10 protein-coding genes are annotated in these 14,972 nt (G+C 74.1%); 5 read left to right on the top strand and 5 right to left on the bottom strand.

Annotated features, from left to right (window positions below):
- Nucleotides 1–118: 118 nt before the first annotated feature.
- The 3 genes from I003_RS0130965 to I003_RS0130955 form a co-directional block, all read right to left on the bottom strand.
- Nucleotides 119–523, bottom strand: coding sequence for a roadblock/LC7 domain-containing protein (locus tag I003_RS0130965; protein ID WP_027774965.1), 405 nt, complete (start codon nt 521–523; stop codon nt 119–121).
- On the bottom strand, nt 523–3,030 hold the full coding sequence (locus I003_RS34105; protein ID WP_078564610.1) for a nitrate- and nitrite sensing domain-containing protein: 2,508 nt from the start codon (nt 3,028–3,030) through the stop codon (nt 523–525). The genes I003_RS0130965 and I003_RS34105 overlap by 1 nt, the downstream gene beginning before the upstream one ends.
- Nucleotides 3,031–3,322: 292 nt before the next feature.
- Entirely contained in the window at nt 3,323–4,543 is a 1,221-nt protein-coding gene (locus tag I003_RS0130955) for an FAD-dependent monooxygenase (RefSeq protein ID WP_027774964.1), read from the bottom strand.
- A 258-nt stretch (nt 4,544–4,801) separates the two neighbouring features.
- Between I003_RS0130955 and I003_RS0130950 the strand changes: the two genes are divergently transcribed.
- Together I003_RS0130950 and I003_RS0130945 are read left to right on the top strand one after the other, a co-directional pair.
- Nucleotides 4,802–6,565: an ABC transporter ATP-binding protein gene (locus tag I003_RS0130950; RefSeq protein ID WP_027774963.1), complete on the top strand. Its 1,764-nt coding sequence runs from the start codon at nt 4,802–4,804 to the stop codon at nt 6,563–6,565.
- On the top strand, nt 6,562–8,421 hold the full coding sequence (locus I003_RS0130945) for an ABC transporter ATP-binding protein (protein ID WP_027774962.1): 1,860 nt from the start codon (nt 6,562–6,564) through the stop codon (nt 8,419–8,421). Before I003_RS0130950 ends, I003_RS0130945 begins: the two co-directional genes overlap by 4 nt.
- 63 nt (nt 8,422–8,484) lie before the next feature.
- Here the strand turns inward: I003_RS0130945 and I003_RS0130940 are convergent, their stop codons facing one another.
- A complete protein-coding gene (locus I003_RS0130940; protein WP_027774961.1) occupies nt 8,485–9,078 on the bottom strand; it encodes an NAD(P)H-dependent oxidoreductase in 594 nt (197 codons plus the stop codon).
- Between the two features lie 191 nt (nt 9,079–9,269).
- Between I003_RS0130940 and sigJ the strand changes: the two genes are divergently transcribed.
- Nucleotides 9,270–10,211 (top strand): RNA polymerase sigma factor SigJ, encoded by a 942-nt coding sequence (sigJ, locus tag I003_RS0130935; protein WP_027774960.1) that lies wholly within the window; start codon nt 9,270–9,272, stop codon nt 10,209–10,211.
- Between the two features lie 418 nt (nt 10,212–10,629).
- Nucleotides 10,630–12,435 carry a hypothetical protein gene (locus I003_RS0130930; protein WP_027774959.1) on the top strand — a complete coding sequence of 602 codons (1,806 nt, stop codon included), beginning with the start codon at nt 10,630–10,632 and terminating at the stop codon, nt 12,433–12,435.
- 83 nt (nt 12,436–12,518) lie between these two features.
- On the opposite strand, the gene I003_RS0130925 is transcribed toward I003_RS0130930, so the two are convergent.
- On the bottom strand, nt 12,519–13,571 hold the full coding sequence (locus tag I003_RS0130925) for a LacI family DNA-binding transcriptional regulator (RefSeq protein ID WP_027774958.1): 1,053 nt from the start codon (nt 13,569–13,571) through the stop codon (nt 12,519–12,521).
- Nucleotides 13,572–13,850: 279 nt separating this feature from the next.
- Between I003_RS0130925 and I003_RS0130920 the strand changes: the two genes are divergently transcribed.
- Nucleotides 13,851–14,936, top strand: a complete 1,086-nt coding sequence (locus I003_RS0130920; protein WP_486584488.1) for a hypothetical protein — start codon at nt 13,851–13,853, stop codon at nt 14,934–14,936.
- The last annotated feature ends 36 nt before the right edge of the window (nt 14,937–14,972 follow it).

Raw genomic sequence — 14,972 nt, 5'->3', positions numbered from 1 at the left:
GAGGGGGGTGGGGGGAACGGAAGATGAAGGGGTGCGTGACGAGGGCAGGCAGACGGGCGGCGGGGCACGGCGGCCGGGCACGCGGGCGGGGTGAGGGGGTCCCGCCCGTGCCGCGGCGTCAGGTGGCGGGCTGAGAGTCGCGCAGTTGCGGGCTGAGCGCGTCGCCCACCTGGTTGATCAGCTCGGACATCATGTAGCTGACCTCGCCGATGTCCGCGTCCCGGGTGGTGGTGACCAGGAGGGACGCTCCGCTGGAAACCGCCATGGAGAACATGTAGCCGCCCTCCATGGCGGTCAGGCTGTGCTCGACCGGGTCGGCCTCGATCAACTGCGCGGCCCCGGAGAGCAGGTTGACGATGCCGGAGGCGATGGCGGCCAGCCGGTCCGCGTCGTCCTGGTCCACCCCTGTGTAGGCCAGGGCGAGGCCGTCCACGGAGACGGCGATGACCTGGGTGACCTCGGGAATGCGACGGGCGAAGTCACTCAGCAGCCAGCTCAGGTCGGCGGTGGATGGGGTCGTCATCACGTGCTCCGTTGTGAGTCGTCGTCTTGTGCGGTCCGGGTACGGCCGCTGTTCCTGGCGTTACGGGCACGGCTCCCGTCGTCGTTACGGGCTCGGCCGTCACCGTTGCCGCCGCTACCGCCCGCGCCTGCCGGGCGGCCACGGTCGGCGGCCCCTCCGGCTCCCTCACGGCGGCCGGTGCTCCTGCTGATGCCCTGGGTGTACGCGGCCAGCACGTCGGAGATCTGCCGGGAGTCCCGGCGCTTGGTGGGCGCCGCCTTCCGCTCGCTCCTGCCCGGCTTCGTGTCCCCGTCGCGCTTGGGGAACCGCGGCCACTGGTCCGCCGGCTGGCGCGCCCGCACGGGCAGACCCGAAGGGCTCACGCCGGCGACGCGGTCGGCGGGGTCGTACTCCGGGCCGAAGGGCGGATTGCGCCGCGTGCCGCTGCCGCCGCGGGTATCGGCCTCCTGGGTGTCCGGGGCGGCGACGGCACCGCCGGCCGGGCCGCGGCGGGGCACGCCGGCGACGACGGCGGGCTCGTCGACCGGCTTGCGCGGGCCCGGCACGCCGCGGGGCCTGGCGGCGAAGACGCTCGCCTCGCCTTCCACCAGCGGCCGTTCGCCCTCCGCCATCGTCTCCTCCTCGACGGCCACGAGGACCGACGGCGGGAGGGTGACCTCGGCAATGGTGCCGGGGCCCGCGGAGGAGCGCAGCTCGACGACGATGCCGTGCCGGTCCGCGAGCCGGGCCACGACGTGCAGACCCATGGACCGCACGGCGCCCACGCCGGTCTGCGGGCTGGCCAGCCGGGCGTTCAGCTCGTCGCGGCGCTCGGCGGTCATGCCGACGCCCTCGTCGACGATCTGCACCACCGCGCGGTCCCACAGCCGCCAGACCGCCACGCCCACCTGCTTGTCGGGAGGCGAGAAACGGGTGGCGTTGTCGAGCAGTTCGGCGAGGATGTGCGCGAGGTCGTGCACCGCGCGGGCCGCGATGCCGATGCCCTGCTCCACGATCCCCATGGCGACGCGCTCGAACCGCTCGATCTGCTGGGCGGCGGCGACGACCACGGTGGCGCAGGGCGCATCCGCTTCACGAACCCGGGCGTGCCCGTAACCGCCCATCACGAGCAGGTTGTTGGTGTTGCGCTCCATGCGGATGGCGAGGTGGTCGAGCGCGAAGAGGATCTTCATCCGCTCCGGGTCGGCCTCGTCGCGCTGGACCGCGTCCAGTTCGGAGACCATGACGGAGGTGAGCTGCGCGCCGCGGCGGGCGACGCCGACCAGGGTCTCCGCGAACTGCTCGTGGGCGTGCGCCTGCTGGGCCGCGAGCCGTACCGCCTCGTGGTGCACCGAGTTGAACGCCTCGCCGACCTCGCCGATCTCGTCCTCGCCGGTGGTCTCCACCGGGCTGCCGGAGCTGTCGGCGACCTGCTGCGGCGAGGCACCGCCGAGCGCGCCGGGCTGGGAGAGGTCGGCGACGATCTGCGGCAGCCGTTCGGTGGCCACCGTGTGCGCCGCGTTGCGCAGGTCGCGCAGCCGGCGGATCATCACCCGCCCGATCCTGAAGGCGAAGAGCAGCGCGCCGACCAGCGTCAAGAGCACGACGATGATCTCGGCGACGGCCCACCGGACGAGCGAGGACTGCTCCTTCTTCACGGCGGCGTGCACCGCCTCGTCGACGCGGCTTTCCACCGAGCGCAGCATGGACAGCCGGTCGGCGGTGGCCTCCTGCCATTCGGCGGCGGAGATGTCGAGTTCCCGGCCGATCTCGGTGCGGCCGACCTGGTCCTCCATCCGCTGCGCGGGCAGTGCGCGCGGGGCCGCCAGCGTGCGCTCCAGCCAGAAGCGCCACTCCGACTCGCCCAGGGCGAGGAAGGTGCCGATGGACTCGGTGAAGCCGAGAAGGGTGGCGTCGTACGTGCGCTGGGAGGCCGGGGTGAAGCCGCCGCCGTCCAGCGCGCGGAGCACCACGATCTGTTGTTGCGCCGAGTGCTCCGAGGCGCGCGAGAACGCGGCGGCGGAACGGATGCGGTCGGCGATATCCGCGTCGACGCCGTCGGCCTGGGCGATGCCGTCCCGGTAGTCGATGAGGTCGGCGATCGTGATCCGGTACCCGAACGCAAGGGCGCTGAGCGTGCCGCTTCCGGAACGCACCTGCGCCCGCAGCGACGGCAGTTCGGCCAGCGAGTGCTCGATCCGCTGGAGCGCGAGTTCGGCGTTTGACGGCAGGGATTCGAGCTTCCTGCGCTTCTCGGTGTAGTCCGAGATACCTGCGTCCGTGGCGTCGGTGGCCTTGCGGAACGTGGCGGCATCGCCCTGCGAGGCGACCAGCGCGGTTGCGGCGACACGTTCGTGCTGCAGCCGTGCGGTCAGCTCCGCGGCGGACTCGGCGGCATCGACCATCTGCGCCAGCCTGTTGGCCTGGAACGCCTGGGTGGTCGCGGGCGCGAGTGCACGCACGGAAAAGGCGATGGCCACCGCAAGGGGCACGGCGACCAGGAGGACGAGTCGACGGTTGATCTTCACTACGCAACCCCTACGTCGGGGTCATGACACAGTAAAGCTGACACGGGATTACCTTGCGATGGGGAGGGTGTGACATGTGAGGGTCGGTGCATCCATCGCTCCTGCTGAGGGTGGGCTGAGCGATGCGTCTGATGCTAAGTCGGAAGTATAAGTTACGGGCGAGTACAACATCAAAATATGCAAGAGGGAGATGCAATCTCTACCTCTGACCAATCCGATTCGATCAGGTTCCGTCTGAAATTTCAGAGATGGGTGGGCGGTCCGGGCCCGGTCCCGGTCAAGTCGCCACGCGTCAGCCGCGCTTGAGCGCGTGACCGCCGAAGCCGCTGCTGCCCTCCGGACCCCGGTTCTGCTCCTGCCACCAGGCGTCGAACTCCGGCTGCCCCATCTTCTGCCAGTGAGGGGTCTGTTCGACCTGGGCGCGGCCCAGCCGGCGGCCGAGGGCGACCATCGCGGCGCCGACGGCGGTACGGTCCGCGTCGTAGGCGGCGGCGATCTCCGGCCAGCCGCCGCCGGCACGGCAGGCGGCCTCCAGTGCCGTGGCGTCCTGCAGCGCCTTCACGCTGCCGCCGCCGGTGTGCGGCCGTACGACGGTGGCGGCGTCGCCGGCGAGCAGCAGCCGGCCCACGGCGAGCCGCGGCACCTCCAGGTCGTAGATCGGCTGGATGAAGGAGTCCTCGGGTGCGGTACGCAGCACGCAGCGGCCCCAGTACGGCGGGAAGTGCTCGGCGACCAGATCGCGCAGGTACGCCGTGAGCTTCGCGGCGACCCGGCCCGGGGGCAGCGAGGTCGGGGTGCGCAGGTCGAGCAGCAGGTCGGGGTCGTTCGGCGGGACGGCGTAGAGCACCCAGTTCATCCGGAAGCCGCCGCCCGCCGCGGGGATGAGGTACATCATGCAGTGGCCGCCGGGGAAGACGACCACGCGCGCCTCCGCGCCGTCCGTCTCGGGGTCGCCCGCCACCGGCGCGGAGGTGCCGCGCCAGCCGAGGTAGCCGGCGTAGTCGGGGGTGAGCCCGGGGAACATCGCCTCGCGGACCACCGAGCGGTAGCCGTCCGCGCCGATCACGGCGCCGAAGCGCTCCCGCCGGCCGTCGGCGAGCTTGAGGGTGACCCCGTCCGCGTCCTGCTCGACGGCGGTCACGGCCGCACCCGTGTGGTAGGACACCGACTCGGGCACCCGGCTGCGCAACTCGTGCCACAGCGAGCCCCAGTTGTAGGAGCGGAACGGGAAGTGCTGCTCGGCGAACCCGCGGCCCAGCTCGGCGTCTCCGTCGCGGATCGTCCACACCCGGCGCTTCAGTCCGGACCACGGCATCGACGAGTCCACGTACCCCGCGGCCTCCAGCTCCGCGAACCGCGCGTCGTGCAGGCCGATGCCCACGCCCCGGTCGCGCAGTTCGCCGCCGGCCCGCTCGAAGACGGTGACCCTCACGGCACCCGCCCGCGCCACCGCCTGCGCCGTGGCACACCCCGCGATACTCCCGCCCACCACGGCGACGGAGTCCTCGTCCACCACGGTCTCCCCTCTGTTCCCCCGGCCGGCCCCGCGGCGCACCGCGCCCGGCCGGCTCTGCGGCATCTTCCGGAGCACAACCTTTCTCAACGCGATCACCTCGTCAAGTGATCGGCAGGGCCCCAACCGCCCTACGGTGCGGCCGAGTCGGGGCCACCGGGCCGCTCGGACACCCCCCGGTTCCCGGCCGTCCGGCGATTACTTAGGCTAGCCTTACCTAGGTGATCGGGCCGGGTTGGCGAAGGGGCGGGGTGGCGGGTGGCTGCACAGGGACCGTCGGGACGGGACGTGCTGAAAGGTGCGATCGCCGGACAGCGGCGCGGGGTCGCGATCGGCTCGGTGCTGGCCGCCGGGCACCAGCTCGGTGAAGCGCTGGTACCGGTGCTCATCGGCATGGTCATCGACGACGCGGTGGCCGGGGAGGACGCGGGCGCGCTGGTGCGCTGGCTCCTCGTGCTGGTCGCGGTGTACGTGATGCTGGCGCTGAGCTTCCGCCTCGGGGTCAAGGCGTCCGAGCGGGCCGCGGAGCTGGCCGCGCACCGGGTACGGCTGGAGCTGGTGGGACGGGTGCTCGACCCCCGCGGCGGGGCCGAACGCGGCCGGCTGCCGGGCTCGGTGGCGAACATCGCCACCGAGGACGCCAAGCGCGCCGGCTCCATCGTCATGGTGGTGACCGTCGGCGTCTCGGGGCTGGCCGGCGCGGCGGTCAGTGCGGTGGCGCTGCTGCTCATCTCCGTACCGCTGGGACTGCTCGTGCTGGTCGGCACGCCGATGCTGCTGTGGCTGGGACATCTGCTGAGCAAGCCGCTGGAGCACCGCAGCGCCGCCGAGCAGGAGCAGGCCGCGACGGCCTCCGGGGTCGCCGCCGACCTGGTCGCCGGGCTGCGGGTGCTCAAGGGCATCGGCGCGCGGGACGCGGCCGTCGAGCGCTACCGGGCCACCAGCCGCGACTCGCTGGCCGCCACGCTGCGTGCCGCGCGCGCCGAGAGCTGGCAGCACGGTGTCGTGCTCGCACTGACCGGCGGCTTCATCGCGCTGGTGGCGCTGGTCGGCGGCCGGCTCGCGCTCGGCGGCCACCTCACGCTCGGCCAGCTCGTCGCGGCCGTGGGACTCGCGCAGTTCCTGCTGACGCCGCTGCAGGCATTCGCGTACGTCAACGCCGAGTTCGCCCAGGCGCGGGCGTCGGCGGCGCGGGTCGCGGAGGTACTGGCCGCGCCGCCGGCCGTCGTCCCCGGCGACCGGCGGCTCACCGAGCCGGTGCGCGGCGAACTTCGGCTGCGCGGCGTCGGGCTCGGGGCGCTCGCGGAGGTGGACATGACGGTCGCGGCCGGGGAACTGGTCGGCGTGGCGACGACGGAACCGGCGGCGGCCGAGGCGCTGCTGCGGTGCCTGGGCCGGGTCGAGGACCCGGTGGCGGGCGTCGTGGAGCTGGACGGGGTGCCGCTGACCGGGCTCGACCCCGCGGAGCTGCGCACGGCGGTGCTGGTGGCGGCGCACGACGCGGACCTCTTCGCGGGGACGGTGGGCGAGAACGTGGCGCCGGCGGAGCCGGGGCACGCGGATACCGGTGCTGCCGGTGCCGGCGCGGCGGTGGCCTCCGCCCGTACCGGGCCCGAGCCGCCCGGGCGGGACCCCGGGCCCGCGATGGCCGCCGCGGCGGCCGACGAGGTGGCCCGTGCACTGCCCCGGGGCACCGGCACCGAGGTCGGCGAGGCGGGTCGCGCGCTCTCCGGCGGGCAGCGCCAGCGCGTCGCCCTGGCCCGGGCGCTGCACGCCGGACGGCCCGTGCTCGTCGTCCACGACCCGACCACCGCCGTGGACGTGGTCACCGAGGCCCGGATGGCCGAGGGGCTGCGCGACTACCGCGCGGGACTGACCACCGTGCTGGTCACCAACAGCCCGGCCCTGCTCGCCGTCGCCGACCGGGTCGTGTTCGTCGACGCCGGCCGGGTCGCCGCCGAGGGGCCGCACGCCGCTCTCCTCCGCGACGAGGCGGCCTACCGGACGGCGGTGCTCGCATGACGGCGGCACCCGGCGCGTACGACGACGCCGGCGAGGGACCGGAGCGGCCGGAGGTTCCGCACCCCGGCGACGCCCGCGAACTGCTGCCCACCGCGACCCCCGCCCGCACCCGCGCCGCCGTGCGCGAGCTGCTGCGCCCGCGCCGGGCGCTGGCCTGGACCGCGTTCGCGGTGATGGCCGCGGCCACCGCCGTCGGACTGCTCACCCAGCCGCTGCTGGGGCACATCGTCGACCTGGTCACCGACCGGCGCGACGCCGGCGCGCTCACGCTGCCCGTGGTCCTGCTGGTCGTCGTGGCCGTCGGCCAGGGGGTGCTGACCGCGATCGGCCGGACGATGGTCTCCCGGCTCGGCGAGACCGTGCTCGCCGAGCTGCGTGAGCGATTCGTCGAGCGGGCGCTGCGGCTGCCGCTCGACCGGCTGGAGAAGGCCGGCTCCGGCGACCTGACCGCCCGCGTCACCCGGGACGTCTCCCGCGTCGCCGAGGCGGTCCGCGGTGCGCTGCCCCAACTGGCCTCCTCCGCGCTGGCCATCGTGCTCACGCTCGGCGCGCTGGCCGTCCTCGACTGGCGTTTCCTGCTCGCCGCGCTGCTCGCGGTGCCCGTGCAGGCGCACACGGCGCGCTGGTACGTGCGCCGCGCGGTGCCGCTCTACGCCCGCGAGCGTGTCGCCACCGGCGCGCAGCAACAGCAGCTCCTCGACACGGTCAGCGGCGCGGCCACCGTGCGCGCGCACCGGCTGGAAGCTCTGCATGCCGGGCGCGTCGACGCGCACTCGCGCGCCGCGGTGGACATGCGGCTGCGCGGGGTGCGGCTGCTGATGGGCTTCTACAACCGGCTGCACGTGGCGGAGTACGTGGGGCTGTCCGCCGTGCTGGTGGCGGGCTACGTGCTGGTGCGCGGCGGCTCCGCCTCGATCGGCACGGCGACGGCCGCCGCGCTCTACTTCCACTCGCTGTTCGGTCCGGTCAACGTGGCCCTGGTGCTCCTCGACGACGCCCAGGCGGCGACGGCGGGGCTGGCACGGCTGGTCGGCGTCGTGGACACGCGGGAGCAGGCGGGTTCCGGCCGGGCGGGGTCCGGGGGGCCGGGGCCGCGGCCGGCGGCGGGGGTGTCCGTCAGCGGGGTCTCCCACGCGTACGCGCCCGGCCGGCCGGTGCTGCACGGCGTCGACCTGGAGCTGCGGCCGAAGGAGAAGGTGGCGCTGGTGGGCGCGAGCGGCGCGGGCAAGAGCACGCTCGCCAAGCTGCTCGCCGGCATCCACGTCCCGGCCGCCGGGCGCATCGACGTGGACGGCGCGGCACCGGACGAGTCGGGCCGCACGGTCGCGCTGGTCACCCAGGAGGTGCACGTCTTCGCCGGCCGGCTCGCCGACGACCTGCGGCTGGCCCGTCCCGGCGCCGGTGACGGGGAACTGCGCGAGGCACTGGCCCGGGTGGGCGCGCTGGGCTGGGCCGAGGCACTGCCGGAAGGGCTGGGCACCGTGGTGGGCGAGGGCGGTCACCGGCTGACGGCGGACCGGGCCCAGCAGCTCGCGCTGGCCCGGCTGGTGCTGGCCGACCCGCCGGTCGCGGTGCTCGACGAGGCCACCGCGGAGGCGGGCAGCCTCGGCGCCCGGCGGCTGGAGGAGGCGGCGGAGCGCGCGCTGGAGGGGCGTACGGCACTGGTCGTCGCACACCGGCTGAGCCAGGCCGCGGCGGCCGACCGGGTCGTGGTGATGGCGGAGGGCCGGGTGGTGGAGAGCGGCACGCACGACGAACTGCGGGCCGCGGACGGGCCGTACGCCGCGCTGTGGCGGGCGTGGTCGGCGGGTCGCACGGCAGATGCGGCCCGGGGCGCGGGCGCCGGGCCGTCATGAGGAGCGCGGCTCACACCGCGGGTACGGGTACGGGCAGGCCCCTGGCCCGTACCACCGCGGCTCTCAGACGGGGTACGAGCGACGGGCGGCAAGCGCGGCGGCGGTCGTGACCGCACGCCACGCCTGGTAGCGCGCGGCCTCCAGAGCCACGTCGCCGGCGGGCCCGTCCCCGGGGCCGTCCGGGGCGGGGTCGGGGCACCCGGGGGGCACGATGACGCCGCCCCAGTGGCAGAAGACGTTGACCAGCGCCAGCAGTCCGGCCCCGGACGGGCCGTGGGCGGTGCCGGAGGACGTGAAGGCCGAGTACACCTTGTCCGCGAGCCCGCCGGCGGAGCCCAGCGGGCCGGTGGTCTCGATGAACGCCTTCACCGGCGCGGACATGGTCCCCAGACGCGTCGGGGTGCCGAACAGCACGACGTCGGCCCAGTCCAGGTCGCCGGCGGCGGCCTCGGGCACGTCGGCGCTCCCGCCGCCGTGCCGGTCCGGCTCGGGTCTGCCCTCTGCCGCCGCCTCCCGCACGGTCTCCGGCACCCGGCGCAGGCGCACCTCGGCGCCCGCCTTCTGCGCGCCCTCGGCGGCGGCGCGGGCGAGGGCGTGCACGGTGCCGCCCGCGCTGTAGTAGATGACGGCCGCCTTGACGGGGGTCTCTGATTCCATGGTGGGCCTTTCACTCCGTGGTCCTGCTCGGCGATGGTTCACGATGGGCCCATGCGCCTTCCCCGCGCGAGCCCTGTGACCAAGACGATGGGGCGGCCGCATGTGTGAGACGGCGGCCCGGGCTCACAGTCCGGCGCCCTGTTTCGTCATACCCGGGGAAGCTGTCACGCGACCGAGGGAGCACCGGCACCATGACCACATCGTCCGCGCCGCAGAACGGCCGTCTCGACCCGGAGCCGGCCGGGATCGCGAGCGAGCGGGGGCGGCTGACCAACCTCGCCTACCGGCTGCTCGGCTCCCTGGCCGACGCCGAGGACGTGGTGCAGGAGACGTACGCCCGCTGGTACGCGCTGTCCGCGGAGCAGCGGTCGGCCATCGTATCCCCGGGCGCCTGGCTGACGAGGGTCGCCGGGCGCGTCTGCCTGGATCTGCTCGGATCGGCGCGTGCCCGTCGGGAGCGGTACGTCGGCGAGTGGCTGCCGGAGCCGCTGCCGGACCGCGCGGGGCTGGTCGGTGGACGGGTGGGCGCCGCGGCCGAGGAGGCGGCGGATCCGGCGGACCGCGTGACGATGGACGAATCGGTGCACATGGCCTTCCTCGTGCTGCTGGAGTCGATGACCCCGGCGGAGCGGGTGGCGTTCGTGCTGCACGACGTGTTCTCGTATCCGTTCCCGGAGGTGGCCCGGATCGTCGACCGGTCGCCGGCGGCGTGCCGGCAGTTGGCCGCGTCGGCCCGCCGCCGGGTCCGCGCGGCGCGGCGGCCCGCGGCGGCGGAGCGGCACACCGCTCTGGTACGGGAGTTCCTGCGGGCGTGGGAGGCGAAGGACATCGGCGCCCTGGTCGGACTGCTGGACCCGGACGCGATGTCCACCCCGGACAGCGGCGGCCTCGTACCGGCGGTGCTGCAGCCGATCGTGGGGGCCGGGGAGGTCACGCGGGCGCTCGCGGGGGTGTGGGAGCACCAGCCCGCGATCGAGCTGGTGGAGCACACGGTCAACGGTCAGCTCGGCCTGGTGGCGCAGGTGGACGGGAGGACAGCGACGGTGCTCACGTTCGATGTGGCCGACGGAGGGATCACGCACATCTGGGTGATGCGCAACCCGGAGAAGCTGCGCGCCTGGACGGCGGCCTGAGCCTCGCGGCAACGCCCCCCTTCACAAGGTGAGCGGATTGCGGCACGGCTGAGAGAGCGCTCCAGCCCGCAGAGGGGAAGCGCGGCCGGAAGGCTGTCGAGGCGCGCCGCCCGCCCGCCGTCCTCACATCCCTTGAACTCATCGCCTCCGCACCAACGCCTCGGCCGATCCCGGGTGTTCCGCCCGGGCCACCCCCAATCAAGCGCAGGAAAGCGGGACTTACCGCCCCTTGGGAGCCACTGTTGCGTGCGCACCCCCTTGACGGCGCGTGCCCATGGGCGTAAACCAACTCCCACACGAGAGAGCGCTCTCTTTCGCTCAATCCTTCATTCCTTGAAGCCTGATCGAAGAGCCGACCAGCGCACCATCCGCCCCACCGGGTGCATCCGCACCAGAGCCGACGACTCAGGAGTTACCGATGCGCGTACCCCCCACCGGAGAATCGCCCGTGCCGTCCGCAAGATCCGGTCCGTCCCGCCGCGTCCTGCTGGCCGCCGCCGCGGCGGCGGCCGCGGTGCCGGCCACGGGCCTGGCGATCACCCAGGCGACCGCGACGCCGCGGCGGTCCCCGGCCCGGCCGCTGGCCGACCCGGACCTCGGCCCCAACGTGATCTTCTTCGACCCGTCCTCCCCCGACATCCAGGGCCGGCTGGACCAGATCTTCCGCCAGCAGGAGTCGGCGCAGTTCGGCAGCGGCCGCTACGCGCTGCTCTTCAAGCCCGGTACGTACAACGGCCTCAACGCCCAGCTCGGCTTCTACACCTCGATCATCGGCCTGGGCCTGTCCCCCGACGACACGCACATCAACGGGGACGTGACCGTGGACGCCGGCTGGTTCCAGGGCAACGCCACGCAGAACTTCTGGCGCTCGGCCGAGAACCTGTCCCTCAGCCCCGTCAGCGGCACCAACCGCTTCGCCGTCTCCCAGGCCGCCCCGTTCCGCCGCATGCACGTGCGCGGCAACCTCAACCTCGCACCCGACGGCTACGGCTGGGCCAGCGGTGGCTACATCGCCGACAGCCGCATCGACGGCACCGTGCAGCCGTACTCACAGCAGCAGTGGTACACCCGCGACAGCAGCATCGGCGGCTGGCTGAACGCCGTGTGGAACATGGTCTTCTCCGGCGTCGAGGGCGCCCCGGCGCAGTCCTTCCCCGAACCGCCGTACACCACCCTGGACACCACGCCGATCTCCCGCGAGAAGCCCTTCCTCTACATCGACGGCGAGGAGTACCGCGTCTTCCTCCCCGCGCTGCGCCGCAACGCCCGCGGCACCACCTGGGGCGGCGGCGCCCCGCAGGGCGAGTCGCTCCCGCTGGCCGACTTCCACATCGTCAAGGAGGGGGCGACCGCGGCGAGCATCAACGCCGCCCTGCAGGAGGGTAAGCACCTGCTGCTCACCCCGGGGATCTACCACGTCGACGCGCCGATCGTGATCGACCGGGCGGACACCGTGGTCCTCGGCATCGGCTACCCCACGATCATCCCGGACGGCGGCGTGGCCGCCATGACCGTCGCCGACGTCGACGGGGTACGGCTCGCCGGCTTCCTGCTGGATGCCGGGACGGAGAACTCCGACGTGCTGCTCGAAGTGGGCCCGGAGGGTTCCTCCGCGGACCACGAAGGCAACCCGACCACGCTGCAGGACGTGTTCATCCGCATCGGCGGCGCCGGCCCCGGCAAGGCGACCACCAGCATGGTGATCAACAGCCGGCACGCGGTCGTCGACCACACCTGGGTGTGGCGCGCCGACCACGGCGACGGCGTCGGCTGGGAGACCAACCGGTGCGACTACGGCGTCGTCGTCAACGGCGACGACGTGCTGATGACCGGTTTCTTCGTGGAGCACTTCAACAAGTACGACGTGCAGTGGAACGGCGAGCGCGGCCGGACGATCTTCTTCCAGAACGAGAAGGCGTACGACGCTCCGAACCAGGCCGCCATCCAGAACGGCAGCCTGCGCGGCTACGCCGCGTACAAGGTCGCCGACGACGTCAGCGAGCACGAGGGCTGGGGCATGGGCAGTTACTGCTACTACAACGTCGCCCCGGACATCATCCAGGAGCACGGCTTCGCCACGCCGACGGGCTCCGGGATCAAGTTCCACAACATCATGGTCGTCTCGCTCGGCGGTCAGGGGCAGTACGCCCACGTCATCAACGACCACGGCTCCCCCACCTCGGGTACGGACACGATCCCCTCCAAGGTCGTCGCCTACCCCTGAGCGCACCGGCGGGTGCGCGAGCCCCGCCCCCGGTCCAGCGGACACCGGGGACGGGGCGGGGGCCCGAACCCGGCGTGACGCGCTCAGGCCGACGCGCGTACGACCAGCGTGGGCCGGAAGACCACCGAGGGCGGTGCGGCGCCGGGCTCCCTGATCTGCCGCAGCAGCAGCCGCGCCATCTCGCAGGCCATGTCCTCCACCGGCTGCCGCACGGTCGTCAGGGCCGGCTCCGCGGCCTCGGCGGCCTCGCTGTCGTCGAACCCGACCACGCCCACGTCCTCGGGCACCCGGCGCCCGGCACGCAGCAGCACCGGCACCGCGCCCAGTGCCATCAGGTCGGAGGCGACGAACACCCCGTCCAGACCCGGGTGTTCCGCGAGCAGCCGGCGCATCGCCTCGGCACCGCCGGCCCGGGTGAAGTCGCCCTCCGCCCACGGCAGTCCCGCCACGCCCAGCGCGGCGAGCGCGGCGCGGAAGCCCTCCAGCCGCTCCTTCGCGGCCGGCATGTCCTGCGGTCCCGTCACCGTGCCGATCAGCCGGCGCCCCTGGGCCACCAGGCGCTCGGCGGCCAACTGCGCGCCCGCGCGCTGGTCCACCTCGACGTAGGGCAGCGCCGCCGTACGCGCCGGGCGCCCCGCCAGCACGGTGGGCAGCGCGGTCTCGGAGAGCATCCGGGGCAGCGGGTCGTCCGGGTCCGAGGAGATCAGGACGACGCCGTCGACGTGCCCCTGCCGCAGGTACGTGAGCACCTGCCGGCGCGAGGCGTCGTCGTCGGCGACCATCAGCACGGTCTGCATGCCGGCCGGGCGCAGCACCTGGAGCAGCCCGCTGAGGACCCGGCCGAAGTGCGGGTCGGTGAACATCCGGCCGATGAACGGCGTGGCGGCGTGGCGCTGTTCGCGCTCGGAGACGACCAGGGCCACGGAGTCCGTGCGCCGGGTCACCAGGGAGCGGGCCGCCCGGTTCGGCGCGTAACTGGTGGCGCTGATCGCCTCTTCCACCTTGCGGCGCAGCGCGGCGTCGACCGTGGGCGAGCCGTTGATGACCCGGGAGGCCGTCGCCCTGGACACCCCCGCCACCCGCGCCACGTCCTCCAGGGTGGCGGGGCGGCCGGGCCACCGAGCTTCTGTTGCCATGCAGCCTTTATACCGCCCTGCGGAAGTCCGTGAGAGAGCGCTCTCCCCGCTTCGGCCCGTACGCCCGCGAAGTGCCACGCGTCCGGCGCCGCGGGGAGCGGCCCCCCGCCCGGGCACCGCGGGCCGCCGTCACAGGGCCCTGCCACGGGACTTGCGCGAGCGCGCCGACGACGCCACGCTACCCGCCTGCGCCCCGGGGACCGGCTGCCGGTCCGGGGGCGCGGATGCAGCATCATGGGGTGAAGTGCGTAGCCGAGACGACAGGGCACGATGGGCGAGATGATGCAACCCGGCGATTTCATGATGGCCACCAGGAGCCGCGGCTACTCGCCGCAGCAGGTCGACCGCGTCGTCGGCGACCTGCTCGTGGAACGGGAGGCCGCCCTGCGCCGGGCCAGAGACCTCGAAGCGCAGGTGGAGGCGAGCGGGCGGCATCTGGCACAACTCCTCGAACAGGCCGCCGCGCTGGGCCCGCAGACGTACGAGTCGCTCGGCGAAAGCGCCCACAAGCTCTATCTGGACGCCAGGGCCGAGGCGGACCGGGTGCTCGCCCGGGCCGCGGAGGAGTGCCGGGAGCTGAAGGAGGCCGCCCGCGCCGCCGCGACGGAACGCGGCAAGGAGTCGGAGCAGGCCGCGGAGCGCATCCGGGCCGACGCCGAACAGCGCGCGCGGCAGCGGATCAAGCAGGCGCACGAGACGGCGGGGCAGATCGTCGCCGAGGTCCAGCGGCAGGCGGACGGCATCCGCGAGGAGGCCCGTCAGCACGCCCAGCAGGTGACGCTGGAGGCCGCCGCGCACATCGGCGCGCAGCAGGCGGCGCAGGCCGAGCGCGAGGGGAAGCTGGCCGGCGAGGCGGGGGCGCGGCTGCAGGAGCTGGAGGACGCGCTGGGGGCGGCCGAGGGGCAGGCGGAGGCCGTGCGCTCGGAGTATCTGCGGCGGCGGGACGGCAACGCGAAGTACGCGACCAGGCTGCTGCGCGAGGCGGAGCTGGAGGCGGCGGATCTGCGTGACCGTGCCTGGCAGGCGGCGGAGCGGATCGAGATCCGGGCGGCGGCGGAGCAGGAACGCTACTCCGTGCGCATCGAGGAGGCGCGTACGCTCCTCGCGGAGGCGCAGCAGTCGGTGGTCGCCATCGCGGACCCGGCCCGGCGCCGGCAGGGACAGCCGCAGAGCCGGCAGGTGCCGCAGGCACAGCAGGCCCGGGAGCCGAACCGGGACCCGCGGGCCCAGGAGCCCCCGCAGCCGCAGCAGCCGGTGCAGCAGCAGCCGGTAGAGCAGGCGGTGCCCCAGCAGCCGCAGCACCGCCCCGAGCCCGTGCCGCCGCGGCCGGTGCAGCAGCCCGGTGACCGGCAGCCGGGGCGGTAGCGCGTCGCGGCGGGGTCCGGCCGGGAGCCGGACCTG

This window comes from Streptomyces sp. CNQ329 (assembly GCF_000482585.1).
Note: the sequence above shows the minus strand (reverse complement) of the source record. Positions and strands in the feature narration are given on the sequence as shown.

What these genes read in the sequence shown, in the direction of transcription:
- I003_RS0130965 (WP_027774965.1), bottom strand. Translation starts at nt 523, where the DNA reads ATGACGACCCCATCCACCGCCGACCTGAGCTGGCTGCTGAGTGACTTC.
- I003_RS0130945 (WP_027774962.1), top strand. Translation starts at nt 6,562, where the DNA reads ATGACGGCGGCACCCGGCGCGTACGACGACGCCGGCGAGGGACCGGAG.
- I003_RS0130940 (WP_027774961.1), bottom strand. Translation starts at nt 9,078, where the DNA reads ATGGAATCAGAGACCCCCGTCAAGGCGGCCGTCATCTACTACAGCGCG.
- sigJ (WP_027774960.1), top strand. Translation starts at nt 9,270, where the DNA reads ATGACCACATCGTCCGCGCCGCAGAACGGCCGTCTCGACCCGGAGCCG.
- I003_RS0130930 (WP_027774959.1), top strand. Translation starts at nt 10,630, where the DNA reads ATGCGCGTACCCCCCACCGGAGAATCGCCCGTGCCGTCCGCAAGATCC.
- I003_RS0130925 (WP_027774958.1), bottom strand. Translation starts at nt 13,571, where the DNA reads ATGGCAACAGAAGCTCGGTGGCCCGGCCGCCCCGCCACCCTGGAGGAC.
- I003_RS0130920 (WP_486584488.1), top strand. Translation starts at nt 13,851, where the DNA reads ATGATGCAACCCGGCGATTTCATGATGGCCACCAGGAGCCGCGGCTAC.